Below are 20,037 nucleotides of genomic sequence, written 5' to 3' on the forward strand. Positions count from 1 at the left end.
GTGTCGTGACGTGAGCGCGCGCCGTGATCAGCGCGTGCCTGGCTCGGGGGCAGCCGGCGTCAGCGCGCGGGGCGGCAGCACGGTCATGCGCGTCGGGTGGCTCAGCTCGTAGCCGACGGCGCCGAGGCCCTGCACGGTGCTCGGCGAGGCCCACCGGAACGTGAGCGGCACGTTGTGGACCTGCTCCGCGTTGAGGGGGGCGAGGGTGAGGCGCACGAAGCCCGGGCGCCTTACCTCGGCCGAGAGGACGATGGCCGGCCCCGCGAGCGCGGCCTCGAGCGCCTCGTCCGCGCTGACGCCTGCCGGCAGCTGCAGCTCCACGATGGGCTGTGCGACGGCCTCGGAGCCCGCCGCCACCTGCAGCACGAGCCCGCTCACGCCGCCCACGCGCCCGACGTCACCCTCGAGCGCGAGGCGGAGGGGCGCGTCGTCACGGGCCTCGAAGCGCGCACCGAAGACCGTCTCGACCCGTGCATAGACCGCGGCGCCGCCACGGGTGCGCACGCGAGCCCGCAGGCGGTCTCCGGGCCGCAGCGAGACGTCGATGGTGGCGCGCCCCTGCTCGAGGGTGACCGGCTGCCAGCCGTGTCCCACGTGGACCTCGAGGCCCTCGGGCTCGCCGACACCGAGCGCCCCGTAGGCCGACAACGCGAACCAGTAGAGCAACGCGTCGTCTGGATCGCGCGCCACGCTGGCGAAGGTCTGGAGGGCGCCGTGGAGCAGCTCGTCACGGAGCCCCTCGCGACCCGCGTGGTGCGCGGCGAGCGCGAGCGCCAGCGTCGCCCCCGTCTCCTCCGAACCGCTCGCCAACGCGTCGTCCACCTGCACGCGTCGCGCCCCACCGCGGACGGTGGATGACGCGACGGCCTGGTCGAGCAGCGTGAGGCCGTAGCCGTCCTCCGGGTCCGCGATCAGGAGCGCCGCGGCGACGCGCGCCATGACGCCTGCGTCACCGCGGTGCACGAACAACGCACGACGCAGGGAGGTCCGCGCGGAGCTCATGAAGGCCGCGAGGGGGTCGCCCGAGTCCGCGTCGGGTACGCCGCCCGCGGCGAGCACCGTGAAGGCGGTCGCGATCTGCGCGGCCTGCTCGCGCGCGTCGAGGCGACCCACGCCGCGCGAAAACTGCGACTGCGCGCGGCGGAGCGCGGCGAGCGCCTCCTGGTCGTCCGGGTCGACAGACACCACGGTGGTGAGCGCGACGAGGCGCGCCGCGTGCTCCGCGAGCGCGACCGGACCGCTGTCTTGCCGGATCAGCGCCGCGCGCACGTCGGCGGGCACGCCACGCCCCGCGCTCACCGCAGACCACGCCATCGCACCCGGCTGCCGCTCGCGCACTTCGCTGAACAGCGGGTCCGCCGACAGCGCGCCCGGGGTCAGGAGCACCACGCGCGTGCTGGGGTCGACGGCGTCGCCGGGGACGCGCAGCGTGACGCTGTACTCGCCACCCCGCGCGAGGCCCGTTCCCCAACGCCGGATGGGGTGGCGGCCGCGGTCGACGGCGACCGACGCGGACAGCGTGCGCTGCGGCTGTCCGTCACGCGTGACTTGCACCTCGAGCCGCGCCGCGCCGGGCGCGCGCCCCGTCAGCTCGAGCGCGAGCTCGCGTGACTCGCCGGCCGGCACGCTGACGCTGCTGGGCAGCTGGGCGCCGACGGCGTCACCGGCGGTCACCCGCAGACCGAACGTGGCGTCCGCGTCGCTGGTGTTGGTCACGTGGAAGGGCACGCTGAGCGGCTCGCCGACGCGCACCCGCGCCGGCAGCTCGGCCTCGGCGACGATGGGTGTCCCCGCGAGCCCGCCGTCCATCGCCACGGCGGAGGTGCCGTGGGCGTCACGCGCGAACACCACCACCCCCCACGTGGTCGGCACGTCGCCCAAGGTCAGGGGCACGCTGGTGGTGCCCGCTGTGGTGAGGCCGTGCGCTGCGCTGGCGTGGGCGCCCGCGCCACGCCACTTCAGCTCGAGGGCGTGGGCGTCGCGCTCGATGAGCAGCGGCACGCTCCACGACTCGCTGGGCGTGCGTGCGTGGGCGCCCCCGCCCGCCACCTCGGAGGGCGGCGGGATGTCGACGCTCCCGGCGCCCACGGTGCCCACGGCGAGCTCGACGGTCGCGCGCCCCAGCTCGACGCTCTGCAGCCGCGCGACGAGGGCGTCCTCGCCCACGGCGCGGGCGTAGAGTCCTCCCGAGGGGAGCACGCGGGCGGTGGGGTCGACGACGTCGTCCCCGTTGCCGGCGCGGCCGTCCGGGCCCGTGCTGCTGAGCTCGAACCCGGCCACCGGCTGCAGGGCCGTGTAGCGGGGCCGCGTCGACGCCCGCAGCTGGAAGGGGCGACCCCAACCGTCCACGAGGTCGGCTGGCTGGATGTGACCCACCGCGCCCCCGCGGTTGGGCAGGTGCGCCAGCCACTCGGTGGGGTCGCCGGGGCGGGCCCACGGCAGGTCGAGGCCATGGTCGCGCACGAGGTCACGCAGGACCACCAGCAGGCGGAAGAGGCGGCGACGGGTGATGCGCTGCGCCACGTGGTCGAAGTCGAAGGTACGGTCGAGGGCCTGGACGTCCGTCAGCGACAGCGGCTCGCCGCCGAGGCCGGTGGTCGCCTCGCCCTCGAGGGTCGCGAAGACCTGGCGCGTGAACTCGCGCCGGCCGCGCTCGACGACCGTGATGTCGTCGAGGTCGTTGGGCAGGGCGCGCTCGACGCGCTCCTCCACCTGACGGAAGAGGAGCGCGAGGCGCCCCTCGACGAAGCGTGAGCTCGCCCGCCAAGGGTCGCGCAGCAAGCCGAGGCGCACCGAGTCCTCGGGCATGGGCTGAGGGACGAGGGTGTCGCCCTGCTGCCGGACCGCAGCCGTGCTGTCGACGGGGATGCCTCGCGCCAAGCGCGCCTCGGCTTCGAGCGAAGAGACCTGACTCATGAAGTCGCTATCCGACGCCCCGCGGTAGAGCGTGCGCGCCTCCTCCAGCGGAACCGCGAGCGCGACGAAGGGCGTCCCCGTGGGTAGGCCGCTGAGCAGCGCGCGCCCAGACGGGTCGAAGCGCACGATCGGCGTGAGGGCGTCGGAGCGACGTACCCACGAGCTCGCGTAGGCGCCGCGCACCTCGCGTCCATCGACGACCGGGCGCGCGCGGAAGTAGACCTGCGCGGGGAGGTCGGCGGGGAGCGTCAGCTGAATCTCGTCGCCCTGTGTCACGGCGCTGACCAGCGCCTCGACGGGCCCTTGGGCGTCACGGTCACGCGCGAACGCGCTGACGACGATGGGCACGCGCGCCGTCAGTGGCGTGCGCGCGAGGGTGAGGGTGACCGCACCAGGGGCCACGAACGCGGGGGCGCGCACACGGACCTGCGCGTCGGTGTCCACGGGCATGCAGGTCTCGTGACGCCCTGCGCGTGGGCCGCTCCCGGCGGTCACGGTCAACGCCGTGCTGGCGATGCCGCCGCAGCGGTCGCGCGCCTCGTCGGCTGCGGCGAGGGTGGCCTCGACGACCGCGAGGCCGCTGGCGTCGGTGGTGGCTTGCGCCGTGCCCACGCGGGGGCCCTCGAACGAGACGGGCACGTTGGCCGCGGGGCGTCCGTCCGCGCGTACGACATACGCGTAGATGCGGCCGCCGAGCGCGCCCGGGAAGGCGCCGCCCTCGAAGCTGGCGTCGAGGAAGAAGTCCTGGGCGTGCGTGCGGATGGGCGTGCGCGCCGTGCCAGAGCCGAGGCCCGCGCGCGTCACGGAGACGGTGACCGCGCCATCACGCACGCCGCTCGAGAGCCGTGGCGCGCGCCACACGAAGCTGGCGCGCCCGCGCGAGTCCGTCGTGAGGGGCGGGGCGTCGCGGTCCGCGGACACGCCGTTGTGGGTCACCACCGCGCCGCTCACGGGGCGCCCATTGGGACGGCGCACGACCACCTCGACGGGGATGCGCTCTTCCGAGTTGGCGAGCACGCGCGCCGGGGACACGCCCACGTGGAGCGCCGTGCCGGTCGTCGTCGCCAAGGTGACCGAGCTGCTCGCGTTGACGCGGCGCAGGCCGGTGGACGTGGGCTCCCGATGGACGGCGTTCACGGTCAGCCGGCCAGGCTGGGCGTTGGGGGGCACGGGCAGCTCGACCAGCGCCAAGCCCGCAGCGTCGGTGCGCACGCGCACGGGCTCGCCGAGCGGGCCGCGTTGGTCGCGCAGCTCCACCTGCAGCTCTGCGTCGGCCACGCCGATCCGCGAGTGGGGGGCGACCAGCGAGAGCGCCGCGTAGACGGTCTCGCCCGGGCCGACCTGCGCGGGCACGAGACCGACGTCGAGCGCGCGCGTCTCCTGCACGCTGACGGCGACCTCGAAGCGACGCTGCACATTGTTGCTCGTGCGCACCTCGACCACCACGCCGACCGCGCCGGGGGCGTCGTCCGGGATGGGCAGCTCGAGCAGCGCGCGACCGCGCTCGTCGCTGACGGCCTCGACGTCGTCTGCGCCCTGCAGAGACGAGGAGAGGCGGATGGTGGCCCCGGGCGCGAGCCGCAGCGTGTGCGTGCCCGTCACCTCGTAGGTGGTGACGAGCCAACGCAAGCGACCACCGCGGCGTGCGTGGAGCCCGCCCTCGAGGGTGACCTCGATGCCCGTGACCTCGCCGCGAGGCCGGGCGCGCGCGGCCTGGGCGGCGGCGCCCGGAAGCGCGAACGACGTGGAGGCGGAGGCGAACACCAGCGCCAGGAGCGGCAGGAGCGAACGACGGCGCGCGAGCGACGTGCCTCGCGGGGCGCGCGGCGTGGAAGACCGCGGCGCGGCGTTCACGACAGGGGACGAGACAGACCGGTTCATGGACGCACCTCGGCGGAGTTCAGGACGGCGACGGGCGAGAGGACCTCGATGGGCCGCGGCAAGGGGATGGGGGGTGGGATGGGCGGGGGGCCAGGCGGCTCGTGCCCGCCGGGCTCGGCCTGCTCGGGCTCGGGCCCGCTGTCGGGCACCGAGAGCGCACGCGACGGGAGCACCGCGGCAGGCCGCAGGGTGCCGCCGCGCACGTTCTCGTCGTAGACGCTGACGCCCAGGCCACGCAGCTGACCCGAGACGCTGTAGCGAATGGGCAGCGGCAAGGTGAGGCTGCCGCCGGCCGCGAGGGGACGCAGCTGCAGCACCAGGGTGCGACCCAGCTGCGTGACGCTGCGCACCCGAGAGGCCAGCGCCTCGCGCGTCGGCTGGTCGAGCTCCACGCCCGCAGGCAGGTCGATCTCGGCGACGCCCTGAGCCAGCGAACGCGGCATGCGGTTGCGCAGCGTGAGCGAGAGCCCCGCGCGAGTGTCACGCGCGCCCAGCTCGCCCTGCACCTCGATGTCGACCGGCATGGGCCGCTCGGGCTCCGCGGTCCACGGGCGCCCGTAGCGCACGTCCAGGTACACGAGCGCGAGCACGGGCGCGTCCACGGTGAGCGTGTGGTGCCCCGGGCGCCCGATGCCCTCGAGCACGGCCACGTGCGCGCCGTCTTCGGAGCGCACCTCGAGCGCGCGCCCGTCGAGCGTCGCGCCGAGCCGGTCGGGCACGCCGTCCGTCAGCATCGCCAGCGCGGCGACGCTGGGGGCTTGGGCGGCGCTGTTGCGCACGGCGTCGGCCACCTCGGCCTGGGCGCGCAGGAAGCGCAGCGCCGCCGGGCCGCGGTCCTGGCCGATCATGGCGAGCGCCGTGTAGGCCGTGGGCAGGGTGCGCGCGATGGTGCCGTCACGGTTCGGGTCCTCGACCAGGATGCCGTCGCCCATGACCACCATGAACGCCCCGGTCCGTCGCAGCAGCTCCGCCGCACGGGCGTCCGCTTGGTCACCGCGGGTGAGCGCCAGGGCCGCCGCCGCGCAGCTGAGCTCGGTGGGCCCCTGTCGCTCGTCGAGGCGTGCCGCGCCGTCTCCGACGGCGGCGCGCAAGAGCCCCACCAGGCCGCGCAGGTCCTCCTGCAGCGCCGTGCGACCGCCGGCCCGTGCCGCGGGCACCAGGCCCAGGAGTACGTTGCAGCGGGTGGCCACGCGGCTCGGATCCGCGCTCTCGCCCTCCGTCACCCGCGTGATGGCGCGCAGACCGCGGGCCAGCACCATGTCGCTGGTGCTCCCGTCCTGCCACAGCGTAGAGACGGCGCGGGCGAGGCGGCTCGGGTCGCCGCCGATCACGCGCTCGGCACCATCGCGCTCGGCCTGCAGCACGTCACGCGCCACCTGCCGGTCGTCGTTGGGGAGGTCGAGCCCGGCCATGCGGCGGGCCCAGCCGCGGTCGAAGCGGTCCGGCGTGGTGAAGCCGCCGAACATGGCGACGCCCGAGGCCACGCGCAGCTCGCCGGGGCCACGCTCGCTCGCATCCGCGGGGACATCCACCTGCAGCGACTCGCCCGGTCCCATCAACACCTGCTGGGTGAGGTGCACGAGGCGCGCGTCGGCGCGCACCGCGAGCGGGCGGCGCACCGCGTCCAAGGGAGCGCGCGTGTCGGCGCGCACGGCGCGCACCACGAGGTGGCCCTCGCCCGCGACGGGCAAGCGCATCTCGAGCGTCGTCTCGGCGGCGTCGCGCGGCGGCACGGTCAGCGGCGTCGCAGCCGGGGCGACGACCTCGACCCCCTCGGACGTGACGTCCACCAGGACACTCATGGGCTCACTGGTGCGGTTGGCGACGCGCACGGGGAAGCGCACCACGTCGCCCACGACGGCCGCGTTGGGCACCGGCGTGTCGACGGTGGCGCTCTGGTCCACGCGCAGCGTGGTGCGCGCGTTGTCGAGGAAGCCGGAGGCGGTCCACGCGATGGCCTCGACGCGGTAGGTGGTGAGCGCGTCGGCCAGCGGCACGGTCACGGGGGTGCGCGCGCCGTCCAGGGCCACCCGACCGACGAAGAAGAGGGTCGCGGGGAAGTCTTCCCGGATGCGCTCGCCCATCGACGCGAGCGTCGAGCCCCCGACCACCGGGGGCGGCGCGGCGGGCTGGGCAGCGGGTTCGTCCATGGCGAGGCCGGCGAGGGCCGCGGAGCGGGACGCCATGCTGGCGCGCCCGTAGCCCATGCCGCCACCGCCCGAGCCGCTGCCCCGCAGCCCGAGGCCTCCGACCCCATAGGCCTCGGCCATGGCCTCCTCGGCGGGCGCCATCTCATCGTCGAAGTCGTACTCGGTCGAGGAGGCGGTCATGGTCTCCCCTTGCTCCTCGTCACGCGCCTCCTGCGACATCGTCGTGTAGGCCGTGTACATGCGCGTGAGCGTCTCGGGGCCCGGCGCCAGCAACGCCAGGCGGCGCATGAGCGTGTCTTCGCCCGAGGCGACCGCGTAGATCGTGCCCTGAGGCACCACGCGCGAGAACGGGTTCACCACGTCGTCGCCGTTGCCCGCGCGTCCGTCGGGGCCGGCCGAGACCAGCTCCCAGCCGGGCGCGCGGTCGCTCAGCATCACAGGCGGACGCCGCGTGCCCGCGCGGCGGAACACGAACGGCCGTCCCCAGGGATCGAGCAGCGCGCCCGGGTCGATGGCGCCCAGCTGCACCAAGCGCGACAGCCACTGCTCCGGGGGGACACCCGCCGAGGCGCGCGCGGCGGTCTCGTCGTCCGGGTTGCTGAAGGCCGTGATGGCCACCATCAGGCCCAGCAGCTTGGTGCGCGCCACGCGCCGCGCGACCGCGTCGAAGCCGAAGCTGGGGTCCACCTCGCTCAGCATCGCGACTGTCATCGTCTCGCCGCCGAGGGTGCGGTAGTCCGGGCCGCTGCGCTGCTGGTGCAGGTGCTCGAGCACGTCGGGGCGGAAGCGCTGACGCGCGCCGTCGCCGCTGACGATGTCCTCGCGCCCCTGGCCCGAGGCGGGCATGCCGCTCACCAGCTGCTCCAGCGAGACCATGATGCGGCCCAGCTGCCGACGGCGGAGCTCTTCGCGCGCGGCGAGTGGATCGCGCTGGACGCCGCGGCCCACGTTGCCCGAGAACCCGGTGCCACGCGGGTCCCACGGTGGCCGCTCCAGCGGCGCGGGCTCGTGCGGGATGGAGTCACGCGTGAGGGCAGCGGCGAGCGTCGCGCGCACCAACAGGGTGCCGCGCTCCTGGCGGTCCACGATGGCCGCGCGCAGGGCGTCTTGCATGACGGGCAGCGCGTAGTCCCGCTCGCCCCCGTGGGCGGCCAGGTCGCGGGCCACGAGCGTGGCCCACGCCTGGTTCGGGGCGGGAGGCGTGGCCTCGAGCGCCACCTCGGCGCGTGTGCCCACGTCGTAGACCTCTCGGTCACGCGACAGGCCGAGCGCGAACGCGTCGGCGTGCCGCACCAGCAGCGCGTCGTAGGCACCGACCCCAACGGCGACCACGCCATCGTCCTCGAGCGGGCCGCGTGCGTTGGCGGCCGCCACCGGGCGCGCCCGCACCCACAGCACCCCGAGCGCGTGCTCCGGCAGGCGCAGGGTGACGCGCGAGCTGCTGCGGTCGGCCCAGGCCGAGGCGAGCACCGTAGCGCCCGTGCGGCTGATGACCTCGACGAGCACGGCCGCGTCGCGCGCCGCGTCACGGCGGGCGAGGTTGACCTGCAGCTCGCCGCCCTGGTCCAGCACCACGGTCGCGACGCGGGGCACCACCAACGCCTCCCGGGCGACGGCCACGCAGGTCCGCGTCTGAACGACTCCGGCGCGCCGGCCCGTGGCGGCGGGAGGGGTGATGGCGACGTCCAGCAGCGTGGCCGGGCCGCTCGGACAGTTGTACCCGCCCGTCTGGATGGGCGCGACGTCCTGCAGCGCCAGCTCGATGGGCACCTCGATCAGGCCGTGAGCATCGGTGGTGGCGGTGTGGTGCCCCCCGCGTACGGCAGGCCCGCTGACCTCCACCGACGTGCCCGCCGGCGCGGGCTCCGACAGGGGGTCGCTCACGCGCAGGTAGGCGAACGTGGGCACGCCGGGGACCACCCCACCCGAGGCCGCGCGCACCTCCACCTGGAACTGGGTGCGGGCCAGGATGTAGGTGTTGCCGACGTGCAGGGCGCCGTGGCCGGGGTGCGTGATGCGCGCCGTCAGCTCCTGATGCGCGACGTCGCCCGACAGATAGCTCGGCGCCGCGAGCTCGAACGTGGCGACGCCGTCGTCATTGGTGACGACCTGCGCGGACTCCCCGCGCGGCTGGCTGATGGCCACCGCAGCTCCCACCACGGGCGCGCCGCTGGGCGTGTGGACGCTCACGCGGCCCGTGACGCGCTGCCGCGGACGCACCACGCGCTGGTCGATGGTCAGCTCGGCCAGGAGCCGCTCCACCGTGCGGCGTCCGACGACGAAGCCGCGTGTGCCGTTGAGCGTCTCGCCCTGCGGCAGCGTGACCTGCGCCACGACGTGATAGCTGCCGTTGCCCGCCGAGCTGGGAAGAGGCAGGTCCACGGTCACGGATCCGCTCGCGTCCGCGACGACACGGCGCTCGAGCAACGCGCGCCCGCCCGGATCGTTGATGGTCAACGCAAAGCTGGCGTTGGCGGCGGGCGCGCCGGTGCTCGCATGCCTCGCGAGGGCCAGCACGTGCACGGTCTCGCCCGCTTGGTAGAGGTCGCGGTCGGCGAGCACGTCGACCCGGTGCGCTTCGCGCAGCCGCACCCCGTGCTCGAACCAGCGCCCAACCTGGCCTCCCACGCGGATCCGCAGCTGCAAGTTCGTCGCGGAGTGAGAGGGAGTGTTCACGGTGAGCGCGAAGCGTCCGTCGCGGTCGGCCACCGCGGTGCCGCGCGAGAGCACCGACCAGGTGCGCGACTCTTGGTCGTAGTGCCGCAGCTCGGCCTCGACCTCGCCCGGCGCGGGGCGCAGATCGTCCAGCCCGGAAACCCCATAGGCAACGCCCGAGAGCTGCAAGGGCTCACCGAACGCGACGTCCAGACGGCCCGAGAGCATCAGCTCCCACCCCCCTTGTTGGTCGGCCCGCGCGTGGTGGGGCGGCGTGGCGAGGCAGGTCAGCGCGAGGGCCAGGGCACCCAACAGCGGGCGCAACGAAGAACGCATTCGAGCCATGGAACGCATCGAGGTCTCCTAGGAGCGGGTCTTGTCGTCCCCCCAGAGGCCCCGGGGCGGGGCAGGGACGCGGGCGAGGGTATCAGGATGAAGGCAGAGGCGGGTGGGACACGCACAGCCGACGCTGCATTGGGTCTCGACACGCGCGGCACGCAGAAGTTCCCGCGTGGTTGGACGCTCACGAGCGTGCGTCGACGTTTGTCGTCGACGATCACCAACGAAGAGCGCGCGAGTCCCGCGCGTTGGGACCTTCTTCCCCCAGCGCGAACGCGTCACGCGCCGAACCCCACGCCCCTCGAGCGCGAGGCCGCGGGGGGCCACGCCGGATGTGACGTGGCAGGCAGCGCGGCACGTCAGCCCGTTGTGGTGAGCAGCGGCGAGCCGCCATCGAAGCCCGGCAGCTTGAAGACGCGCGCAGCGTTCCGCCAGAGGAACCCGGCGCGTTGTTCGTCGGACAGCCCGAGCGTGTCCAGCTTCTCGAGACACCTCGCGGGCGCGATCATCGGCCAGTTCGAGCCGAACAGCACGCGCCCAGCGCCAGGGCCACGCATGAACGACACGAAGGCGGGGGGAAGTCGGTGCACGGCGTACGCCGACGTGTCCACGTAGAAGTTGGGGTACTTGAGGGCGAGCGAGACCACCTCGTCGATCCATGGGAAGCCCACGTGCCCGCCCACCACCACGAGCTCGGGGAAGTCGAGGAGCACGTCGTCGAGATACGGGATGAGGCGTCCTGGCTCCGACCGACAGAGGGGGCCGGTGTGACCGATCTGGGTGCAGAAGGGTACCCCCGCTTCGATGCACGCCGCATAGACGGGGTAGAAGCGGCGATCGTTGGGCGGGAGGTCCCACAGCCAGGGCAAGACACGCACCCCCACGAACGGACCCCGCTCGGCACGACGCCGCACCTCGCGCACAGCGTCCATCGGCCGCGACAAGTCGACCGACGCCACGCCTCGGAGGCGTTCGGGTGCCTGGGCTACCTGCTCGGCCACCTCGTCGTTGCTGATGAGGCTCCCACCTGGCCCGTGCCACGCCGACAGCAGCGCCACCGTCACGTTGGCGGCATCCATGGCAGCCAGCGTCGTCGCCACCGTGGGCAGCACCGACTCGTGATCCTGCTTGGTCCAACGCAGCAGGGTCTCGAGCCACGGCGCGTTTGCCATGCGGGGTGTCAGCACCTGAGCCCATGCATCGATGGCTCTCGTCGCGAGTCGGTCCATGAGACGGAGCGTGCGGGAAGCGGGCCACGGCGCCAAGCTCGACGACGCCAAACGGGGCATCATGCCGAGGACTCGGACGATCGGCGATGCGCGTAGGATCGCGACGGCGCCGAGAACGGTCGTGCGGACCGACTCGGCGGACGTCGCGTGTGTCTCGCGCCCGCGCTCACAACGAGAGCAGACCCGGCCAACGACGCATCCACTCGCGGCGCCGCGCGAGCTCTTGCCACACCGGGTCCTCTGCGACCACGCGCTCGGAGCCGTCGAGGATGCGCTGGAGGTCGGTCTCGACGCTCGCCGTCACCGCAACGTCCTCGACCACCAGCAGCAGCTCGCTCTCCCAGTAGCCGGCGGTGATGTCCAGGTTCGCGCTGCCGAGCGCACAGACGCGCCCGTCCACGCACAGCAGCTTGGCGTGCACGTGCGAGCGCACGGGCCCGATGGCCGGGTCCCACGTCGGCTGGGGCGGGACGGCGAACTGATAGGCCTCCGCGCCGGCCGCGATGAGCGCGTCCATGCGCGAGTGCACCAGCTCCGTGGCGGCGGCGCGGGCGGAGACCCACGGCCCCTCGAAGGGCGCGCCGCCATGACTCGGCGTGAGGTGGCCGAAGAGCGCGCGCACCGCGACGCCACGCCCGAGGGCCTCGAGCAGGGCGTGCTGGATCTCGAGCAGCAGGGGAAAGCCGTTCACCACGGTCAGCCGCTCGCGCGCCCCGGCGATCAGCGCGAGGTAGGCCTCGAGCGTGTGCGCGTCCCGGAGCCCTCGATGAACGACGACGCGCGCGGCCGTGGGCCCCGCAGGCGCGACCTCGCGCAGCTCGAAGGGCTCGCCGCCCGCGGAGGTCCACGCGTCCGAGAACGAACGCTCGAGCTCGACGACGGCGGGGCCACGCACGCGCGCGCCCGCGTCCAGCCAAGGGACGTCACGCCAGGTCGACGCCGCCGTGAGCGGGACCTCGGCGAAGTCGGTGTAGTACTCGCGCGAGAGGTTGCGGCCACCGAGCAGCGCGAGCTCACCGTCCACGACGACCAGCTTGCGGTGATCCCGTTGCTTGATGTCGGCGAGGGAGGGGACGCCTCGGATGGGGCGCCACGCGCGGAGCTCGACTCCGGGGCACGCGCCCAAGCGTGCGAGCAGGGGGTTCTCGACGCCCAACGACTCGTGCAGCGCGTGGAGAGAGTCGACGAGGACCCGCACGGTGACCCCCCGGGCCGCGGCCTCCGTCAACGCGGACTCCACGGCGCGCCCCACCTCGTCGTCGTCCGCCATGTAGACCTGCAGGTGCACGCGCTCCGCGCTCGCCCGAATGGCGTCCACGAGCCACTCGCGCGCCTTCCGGTTGTCGAGCTCCACCTCGATGGCGTTGCTCACCAGGCGCGCGGCCCCCGTCGTCGCCTCGAGGCGCGAAGGGCGCGCGTCCGGGTCGGCGTCGGCCCAGGTGGCACCCCGGAGGTGCGGCGCGAGCTCGTTGGCACGATACGCACCGAAGCCCAGCGTGGAAGGGCGCGCGCCCTCGCGAATCACCACCGCGGCGACGGGAAACCCCGCCCCGCGCAGGCGTGCGCCGACCCGCGCGAGCCGCACGTTGTCGAGCGACTCGGACACGTCGTGGGCGGCCCCCTCGTTCAGCACGAGGCTCGCGTCGACCACCCGCTGTGGGAGCGCGGCCGCGCGCGCTCGCTCACGGATGGACTCGGCGCTGCGCGTCGGCCGGAGTCGCACGGCCACGAAGTCGTACCCCTCCGCGAGCGGCGTGAGCGCGGCGAGGGACCCGTCACCCAGCTCGGCGTCGTACAGCACCAGGGGCCGCGTGCCGGGACGCAGCACGGCGACGCGCAGCTCGACCGCCAAGAGGGGGTCCACGTGCTCCACGCCCTCCCGCCGCAGCACCCCGAGAGACGTGACCGTCGCCGCGGGGTCGAGCGGAGGGAGCTCGGCGCGACCGTCGCGTGTGCGCACCACCGCGAGCACCTCGCCGTGCGAGATGAAGGCCACCTCTTGGTCCAGGATCGGGGAGCGACGCCCGAGCCCGAGCGCGTACTCGAAGAGCGTCCGGAGGGGCCCGCCGTCGTCGAGCAGATCGGGGCCGTCGATGCGCCCCGAGAGCGCGCTCCGCGCCACGTCCGCCGGGGGCAGGAGCAGCGTCGGCAGGGGCAGCGCGGCGCTGAGCAGGAGGTCCATCGGGAAGCGCGCGAAGACCACGAGATCGATGGGCGTCTTCGGCAGCTCCTCTTGCAGCCAGCGCCGCGCGGAGCGCTGGTCTGGCGTCACGAAGGTCACGCGCGCCTCGACCCCCGCGATCTCCCGCACCTCCTCTTCGCTCGGGGCCGCGACGCCCGGCGGCAGGAGCACCGAGGCGTGCTGGGTCGCGTCGCTGTGGTCCCGCAGGAACGTGGCCATCGCGGGTCGGCCCCCATCCCCCAGCGCCACGCACACCAGCTCCCGAGGCGGACGGCAGCGCGCGGGCTCGAGCGCGTCGGGGACGCACAGGATCGCGGTCTGTGCACGCCGGCGGAACTCGGCCGTGACGCCGACGGCGTCCGGGTGCGGGCCGACGACGAAGAGATCGGCTGCGTGTGCTTCGGCGAGCTCGGCGAGCAGGCCGTCGCTGAGGTGCGAGACGAGCTCGAGGCTCACCTCCGGGGCCACCGAACGCGCCGCGACCCGAAGCGCGTCGACGGCGCCGTCGACCGACTCGCGCGGGTCGCGAAGGGCCGCCCCGAAGAGCCAGGCGAAGCGCGGGCTGGGGGTCGTCGCGATGATCCGGAGCACGTCGACGTCGGCGAGCGCCGCGCGCATGAACGCCAAGGTGGGCGCCGCGTCACGGTCGAGCTCGACGAGCAGGAGCGGCCTCCGGAAGCGCATCAATCAGTCTCCGAGGCGCGCGATCGGCACGCGCACGAGGTCCAGGGTGGCGGGGTCGAGCACGCGCGCCTCGATCGTGCGGACGCCGCCGGCGTCGTCGATCTCGTAGAGGTTGAACCCGGCGCGCACGGTATCGCTCGGGTGATCGAGCGCCGCCCCGCTGGCGCTCACGACGTCGAGCGCCCCCGTGCGGGTCCCGAGCCGGCCTTGCTGGCGGAGGTGCGTGTGTCCGAACAGCACGAGCCCACGCGCCTGTTCCGCCAGCACATCCCGGAGCGCCGCGGCGTCCACCAGGCCGTCCAGCAGCTGGAGCGGCCGCGGCCTCTCGTCCAACGGCGGGTGGTGCACCAGGATGACCGGCGTGCGCGACCTGACCTCCGGGTGCGAGAGCACGCGTCGTAGCGCGACGAGCTGTTCGTGCCCCAGGTAGCCCGCGCTGACGAACGGAGGGCGCGGCACCGCGCTCGACAGGGCGATGAACGCGACGGGCCCGCGGAGCTTCACGCACGGAAAGTCGCCTGGCTGCAGCTCGACACCGATCTCGGGCAGGTCCGTCTTCAGAAACGGAGCGAAGTGTCGGTGGAAGCGCCCATGATGGTGCAGCGTGGGCAGGTAGACGTCGTGGTTGCCGGGCGCGACCGTGACCTCCGCCGAGCGACTCAGCTCGGTCAGCAGCCGCGTGGCCTCGCGGTACTCGCTCTCGTGCGCGAGGTTGGTGATGTCACCGGTGACCACGACGTGGTCGGCGGCAGCGCCCGCGGCCTCGAGCACCCGCAGGAGGTAGTCCCGCCGGTGGACGCGCCCTCGGCTCAGCATCAGGTTCACCTGCCCGGTGATGCGCTTGTTGAGCACCACGCGCCGCCACTCGACCCCAGTCGGTGACAGGACGTGCAGGTCCGAGACGTGCGCGATGCGGAACATGCGGGCGTACTGTAGGCCCGATGGACGATGGATTCACGTCGGACCGGGGTCAACGCATGTCGCGGGGCACGAACGCGGGCGAGGCCATCATCTCCGCCACCGCCTCGTCCAGCGAGTCCCAGTGACACGACCAAGACGCACCGGTGCGCAGGTTGGTGAAGCGCACGTGGCTGAAGCGATCGGGGTTCCGGTAGTAGCCGAGCGTGTGGCCATCGTCGCCGAAGAAACCCTCGACCAAGAGCGGCAGCACGGCGGCGTCCTGCCGACCGTGCAGCGCGTCGTCGAACCAGAAGTCGGCGATCACGCGGGTGTCGATCGAGCCCGTCCAGACGCGTGCCAGCACGGTGTGATCGTCCTCCGTGGCCAGCACCGCGAAGTCCCACGGCTCCCCCGAGGGGTTCGCCGCGCCCTCCGGGTGCGGGTCCCCCGCGCCGACGTCGTAGCCCCCCCACACGAGTCGACCGACAGGCAGGGCGACCTGCGGCGGGGCGACCGACGGCACACCTGCAGGTGGCAGCGGCTGCACGGTGAAGTCGCGGAAGCGCATGCGCGCCTGCTGCCCCGGTGGCCCCTTGAAAAACACGCCGACGGGGCCCTCCGCGGACGGACGCTGCAGCGTGAGGCTCCCGGCCAGCATGCCGTTCACGAAGCCCTCGACCTCTGCTCCGCGCTGAGTCACGCGCAGCTCGACCGGCCCGGGTTCGACCGCGACAGGCGTGGCCTTCCAGCCGGTCCAGTTGGCGTCGGTCTCGTACAAGTAGAACAACGAGGTCCCGGTCACGCCGAAGAAGCCGCCGCGAAAGGCGACCTCGATCGGCATGGCGTGGTCGTCCGTGAGGCGCGCGGCCGTCACCGCGATCTCGATGTCCCCGGCGGTCGACGCGCTCGCGCGATAGTGCCCACGCGAGAAGCCGTTCTCGGTGCCCGCGTCGGTCGTCCCGACGAACCAGCCGTTCTCGGTGGCGAGCGTCCCCGCGACGCAGGCGAACGCTGCGGTGGTCGCGTTCGGCTCGGACCGCCCCGGCTCGGACGGCGGCTCGGCCAGCGGTTCGGAGGGCGCCGGCTCGGACGGCGGCTCGGCCACCGATTCGACCGGCACCGGTTCGGACGGCAGCTCGGCCACCCGCGCGTCCGTGCAGGGCTGGGCAGTACGCACCGCGTTCCCGGCGAGGTCCGTGAGCGTGATCGCGTCGAGTGGCTGCACGGGACCGGGCGGCAGCGGCAGGTAGCCGGCCAGGCCCTCGAGCGCGCTACCCGTCAGCACCGATCCACCCACCTCGAGCGTGACGACGACCAGCGGGCTCTCGGCATCGGCGAACCCACGATGCGCGCAGACGACCGCCTCCCAACTCGGTTGGCGCGGCCCGCTGAAGGTCTGCGTCTGAGGGAGTGACACGGACGAGAGCGCTGGCGCCGTGAGGTCGCGCGCCATCGCGATGGGCACCTCGAGCACGGCGGGCTCTTGGGGCTCGCGCACGGCCGTCAGCACGACCGTGCCTCCCGCTGGCCAGTCGCCTGTGGCCGGTCGCACCAACCACATCCGAAACGTCCCTGGCGCGCGCGGCCCGAACTCGGGTGCTGGCTCGAGCGCGACGCCCACGTCGGCCCCCGCAGCGCGCGCGGTGACGACGAGTGGACCCACCACGTGTCCCTGTAGGACGATGGCAGAGTTCGGCGGGACGGCGCCCGAGCGCGGAAGGACGACCTGGAGCACGTACGGCAGCGAGCCCATGGCGCCCAGCATATCGCGCCGGGCGCCGTGGAGCGTCGACCGATCAGCGTTCGGTCCAACCCGTCGCGGTCCCCGCGAACACGTCGAGCGAGACGACCGCCCGCTCCCTGAGCGGGCCTCCGCCCCACTGGGCTACGCCGCCCTAGGGCGCGTCCGTCGCGCGCAGCGCCGCGACCTGAGCCCTGCGTGCCGCGATCCCTTCGTCACGCGCCTGGGCCTCGGGCGTTGCGACACCGGCAGCGCGCAACGTGTTCGACGGTCGAATCCAACCGTCGATGGTGCGGTACGAGGAGAACGCGCACGGCGTACGGGTGGTGTCGAAGTCGATCGTGCTCCCGGCGCTCAGCGTGCCCAGCTCTCCGGGGTACGCGAGCAGCTCGTCCACGAACACGCCGCGGGAGTCGCGCGGGTAGACGCTGACGCCGTAGTTGTAGATGGTGGTGTTGATCGACAGTCGCCCGGCGACGCCGTAGCCGTCTGCGTCCGACACCACGTCCTCCTGCGTGAAGGTGGGGCCATCGGTCTCCCGCGTGTACGTCCCCAGGGCGAAGGGGTTCATGGTGATCGTGAGGGACGACGCCGCCTCGAGGTCGCTGCGGTCGAGACCACGCTCGAGCGCGGTCAGGATCCCGCTCTGACCCGGCGCGATGCAGGAGTACAGCGAGCCGAAGTCGTTGTAGTAGCCGTCGCCGTCGACCGTACCCAGCAGCTCTTCGAAGTCGAGCGAGACGTCGGGTAGGTAGCTGCAGCCGATGGTCGCTCCCGTGTTGGTCACCTCGATGAACATCTCGAACAATGGCCCGCGAGAGTCACCGTCCTCCGTGACCTTCACGCCGACCGAGTCGATTCGGTACCCCGTCCCAGCGCTGTACTGGATGTTCGGGTAGGCGCTGCGCACGCCGCCCGCGTTGACGCTCGTGGCGGGGAGGTCCGCGCAGCCTGTGGTCCCCATACCGAGATCGGTCGGCGTCGTGCCGACGTCGCCACCGCCGCCGTCTGGCGCGCCTGGCCCGAGGTCGGCGGCTGGATCGTCGCTACCCCCGCCGCATCCGAGCGACACGAGAGACAATGAGAGGGCATAGGTGACCCACCTGTGAGTGCAGTTCTTCATCAACAAATCCTCCTGTGCTGCCGCGTAGATAGACGAGTTGTCACGGGGTGTCAATGACCGCCGAGTGGGACGACGGATGGTCGCGCAGCTCCCAGCGGCCTAGGCAGCGTGGCTCGGGATTTTCAGGTCGACGAGACCCCCGATCTGATATGAGCACAGCACCATGCACCTCTCGATGACCCAACGCTTCGCCTGCACCCCGGACGCGCTGATGAGCGTGCTCGACGACCCCAGCTTCGACGCACGCATGGCGGCCGCGACCGGGGTCGCGCGCGAGATCCTGGAGCGCCGCGAAGACGCGAGCGGGCTCTACGTGCGCTCGCGCGTGATCGCCAACAAGGAGATCCCCGCCGTCATGGCCAAGGCCATCGGCGCCGACCGCATCTCCTACGACCAGGAGTCCCGCCGCGCACCTGGGTCGTTCGACATCGCGTGGACGATCATCCCCATGGTGCTGGCCAACAAGTTCGAGGGCAGCGGCACCACGACCCTGCGCGCCACGAAGGACGGTTGCGAGCGCATCATCGAAGGGGAGCTGTCGGTCAAGGTGCCGCTGGTCGGCAAGCAGATGGAGTCCAAGCTCGTCGACAACGTGAAGGAGTCCTACGAGCGCGCGGCGACGTTGGCGAACGAGATGCTCCGTGAGCGTGGGCTGATCTAGCAGCGCGCGACCCCGGCGTGACGTACCGCGTCTCGACCAGCCGGACCGGCTCGCCGCTCAGATGGGCTGCCCGCGTGACGGACCGCGTCTCGACCGCCCGACCAGCCGGATCGGCCCGCCCCTCAGAATTCGTACTCTTGCTCGAGCGCGCACACGGCCAAGCTCCACTTGCGCACGCGTGAGAGCTCACGCTCCACCTCGCGCTGGAAGTACGGCTTGATGTGATAGAGCAGCGTGGGGATGTCCTCCGCACGGTCCAGCTTGCGCATCTCTTCGTCGAGGCTCTGCGGCGTGTGGTGCCCGCTCACACGCGCGAGCGCGTGGCTGTCGTTCGGGAACGACACCTCCATCAGCAGCGCGTCCAGGCGCTTGCGCTCGGCCAGCACCTCCCACAGCCGCTCGGTGGGCCCCGTGTCGCCGCTGTACGCGATGCTGCGCTTGCCGTCGGACACGATGAACGCCGCCGTGTCGATGGTGTGGCTGACGTGCACGGGCAGCACGGACTTGCCCGCCACCTCGATGGTCTGCTCGGCCTCGACCTCGCGGTAGGTGATGGTCATGCCCTTGTCGCCGGCCGGGATCTTGGAGAAGTCGGGCCACAGCAGGTCGTTGAAGAAGTGGGTGCGCAGCACGTCGAGCGTGCTCTTGAGCCCCACGATCTCGAGCGGCGGCCCCCCCTGCTGGCAGCGGTTGTCCGCGATGGTGGCCAGGTCGCGCACGTGGTCCATGTGCGCGTGGCTGACGAGCACGGCCTGCACCTTGTGCTGGTCGGGCAGCTCCAGCGCGCTGGTCAGCGCCCCCGCGTCGATCGCGAGGGTGTCGTCCAGCAGGAAGCTAGAGGTCCGATGCCGGGGCGTCTCACCCCCGTGGCAGCCGAGCACTCGTATTTTCACGCGTGGATCATCCTTTGTTCCGACTCTGCAAGAACTCCAGGAACTCGTGCAGCCGCATCACGTTCGGGATACGGAAGCCGCTCTCACTGACCTCGATGATGCCAAGCCGCGCCATGCGCTGGAGCACACCGCGCACATCTTCGGAGCTCACGCCCACTTGTTGCGCGAGGGACTCTTCGTCGGCGCTGACGCTGACCGAGCCGTCCGGAAGGGGCGTCCCGCTCTCGGCCGCGCGCTCCAGCCCGAGGATGACGCGCGCCTTGGGGTCCTTCTGCATCAACACGCCCACCAGGCCGTTGGCCTGGTCGAGGCGCTTCGCGAGGCGCTGGATCATGCGCACCGCGATCTCGGCGTTGCCGCGCAGCATGGCCTCGAACGTCTTCCCGTCGATGACCAGCACGCGCGTCTCCTCGACGCACTCGGCGCTGGCCGTACGGGGCTTGTTGTTGAGCAGCGCCATCTCGCCGAAGAAGTCGCCGGCCTCGATGTACGCGAGCGTCTTCTCGCGCCCGTTGGCTTCCTTGAACACACGCACCCGCCCGGAGCGCAGCACGTACATCGTGTCGCCGGGGTCGCCGTCACGGAAGAGGATCTCGCCGCTCGCACACACACGGCCGACCCGATCGAAGAGCTTGTCCTCGGACATTCCCGCTACGCTAGCAAGTCCGCAGGGCAAGTCCCAA

Annotated in this window: 10 protein-coding genes; 1 reads left to right on the forward strand and 9 read right to left on the reverse strand. The window is 72.9% G+C overall.

From position 1 onward, the window contains the following. Positions 1–27: 27 nt before the first annotated feature. From H6726_19560 to H6726_19590, 7 genes are all read right to left on the reverse strand, one after another. Positions 28–4,797 carry a hypothetical protein gene (locus H6726_19560; GenBank protein ID MCB9659856.1) on the reverse strand — a complete coding sequence of 1,590 codons (4,770 nt, stop codon included), beginning with the start codon at positions 4,795–4,797 and terminating at the stop codon, positions 28–30. Further along, positions 4,794–9,938 carry a hypothetical protein gene (locus tag H6726_19565; GenBank protein ID MCB9659857.1) on the reverse strand — a complete coding sequence of 1,715 codons (5,145 nt, stop codon included), beginning with the start codon at positions 9,936–9,938 and terminating at the stop codon, positions 4,794–4,796. Before H6726_19565 ends, H6726_19560 begins: the two co-directional genes overlap by 4 nt. 362 nt (positions 9,939–10,300) lie before the next feature. Then, positions 10,301–11,170 (reverse strand): amidohydrolase, encoded by an 870-nt coding sequence (locus tag H6726_19570; GenBank protein MCB9659858.1) that lies wholly within the window; start codon positions 11,168–11,170, stop codon positions 10,301–10,303. Between the two features lie 166 nt (positions 11,171–11,336). After that, the gene (locus H6726_19575; GenBank protein MCB9659859.1) at positions 11,337–14,036 is read right to left on the reverse strand and encodes a phosphatidylserine/phosphatidylglycerophosphate/cardiolipin synthase family protein; all 2,700 of its coding nucleotides are present in this window, start codon (positions 14,034–14,036) and stop codon (positions 11,337–11,339) included. Positions 14,037–14,039: 3 nt separating this feature from the next. Beyond that, a complete protein-coding gene (locus tag H6726_19580) occupies positions 14,040–14,957 on the reverse strand; it encodes a metallophosphoesterase (protein MCB9659860.1) in 918 nt (305 codons plus the stop codon). Between the two features lie 49 nt (positions 14,958–15,006). Beyond that, positions 15,007–16,689, reverse strand: a complete 1,683-nt coding sequence (locus H6726_19585) for a hypothetical protein (protein MCB9659861.1) — start codon at positions 16,687–16,689, stop codon at positions 15,007–15,009. A gap of 142 nt (positions 16,690–16,831) precedes the next feature. Beyond that, the gene (locus tag H6726_19590) at positions 16,832–17,800 is read right to left on the reverse strand and encodes a hypothetical protein (GenBank protein MCB9659862.1); all 969 of its coding nucleotides are present in this window, start codon (positions 17,798–17,800) and stop codon (positions 16,832–16,834) included. A 175-nt stretch (positions 17,801–17,975) separates the two neighbouring features. On the opposite strand from H6726_19590, the gene H6726_19595 reads away from it, so the two are divergent. Continuing rightward, positions 17,976–18,461 carry a DUF2505 domain-containing protein gene (locus H6726_19595; protein ID MCB9659863.1) on the forward strand — a complete coding sequence of 162 codons (486 nt, stop codon included), beginning with the start codon at positions 17,976–17,978 and terminating at the stop codon, positions 18,459–18,461. 122 nt (positions 18,462–18,583) lie between these two features. On the opposite strand, the gene H6726_19600 is transcribed toward H6726_19595, so the two are convergent. Beyond that, entirely contained in the window at positions 18,584–19,354 is a 771-nt protein-coding gene (locus tag H6726_19600) for a 3',5'-cyclic-nucleotide phosphodiesterase (protein ID MCB9659864.1), read from the reverse strand. A 7-nt stretch (positions 19,355–19,361) separates the two neighbouring features. Then, positions 19,362–20,000, reverse strand: a complete 639-nt coding sequence (locus H6726_19605; protein MCB9659865.1) for a Crp/Fnr family transcriptional regulator — start codon at positions 19,998–20,000, stop codon at positions 19,362–19,364. Positions 20,001–20,037: the final 37 nt, after the last annotated feature.

This window comes from Sandaracinaceae bacterium, from assembly GCA_020633055.1.
Taxonomy (GTDB): Bacteria; Myxococcota_A; Polyangia; order Polyangiales; family Houyiibacteriaceae; genus JADJJE01.

Bases quoted from the DNA above. Each gene is read 5' to 3' on its own strand.
- H6726_19565 (MCB9659857.1), bottom strand. From the start codon at position 9,938: ATGCGTTCTTCGTTGCGCCCGCTGTTGGGTGCCCTGGCCCTCGCGCTG.
- H6726_19560 (MCB9659856.1), bottom strand. From the start codon at position 4,797: ATGAACCGGTCTGTCTCGTCCCCTGTCGTGAACGCCGCGCCGCGGTCT.
- H6726_19595 (MCB9659863.1), top strand. From the start codon at position 17,976: ATGACCCAACGCTTCGCCTGCACCCCGGACGCGCTGATGAGCGTGCTC.
- H6726_19605 (MCB9659865.1), bottom strand. From the start codon at position 20,000: ATGTCCGAGGACAAGCTCTTCGATCGGGTCGGCCGTGTGTGTGCGAGC.
- H6726_19590 (MCB9659862.1), bottom strand. From the start codon at position 17,800: ATGAAGAACTGCACTCACAGGTGGGTCACCTATGCCCTCTCATTGTCT.
- H6726_19570 (MCB9659858.1), bottom strand. From the start codon at position 11,170: ATGGACCGACTCGCGACGAGAGCCATCGATGCATGGGCTCAGGTGCTG.
- H6726_19585 (MCB9659861.1), bottom strand. From the start codon at position 16,689: ATGGGCTCGCTGCCGTACGTGCTCCAGGTCGTCCTTCCGCGCTCGGGC.
- H6726_19580 (MCB9659860.1), bottom strand. From the start codon at position 14,957: ATGTTCCGCATCGCGCACGTCTCGGACCTGCACGTCCTGTCACCGACT.
- H6726_19575 (MCB9659859.1), bottom strand. From the start codon at position 14,036: ATGCGCTTCCGGAGGCCGCTCCTGCTCGTCGAGCTCGACCGTGACGCG.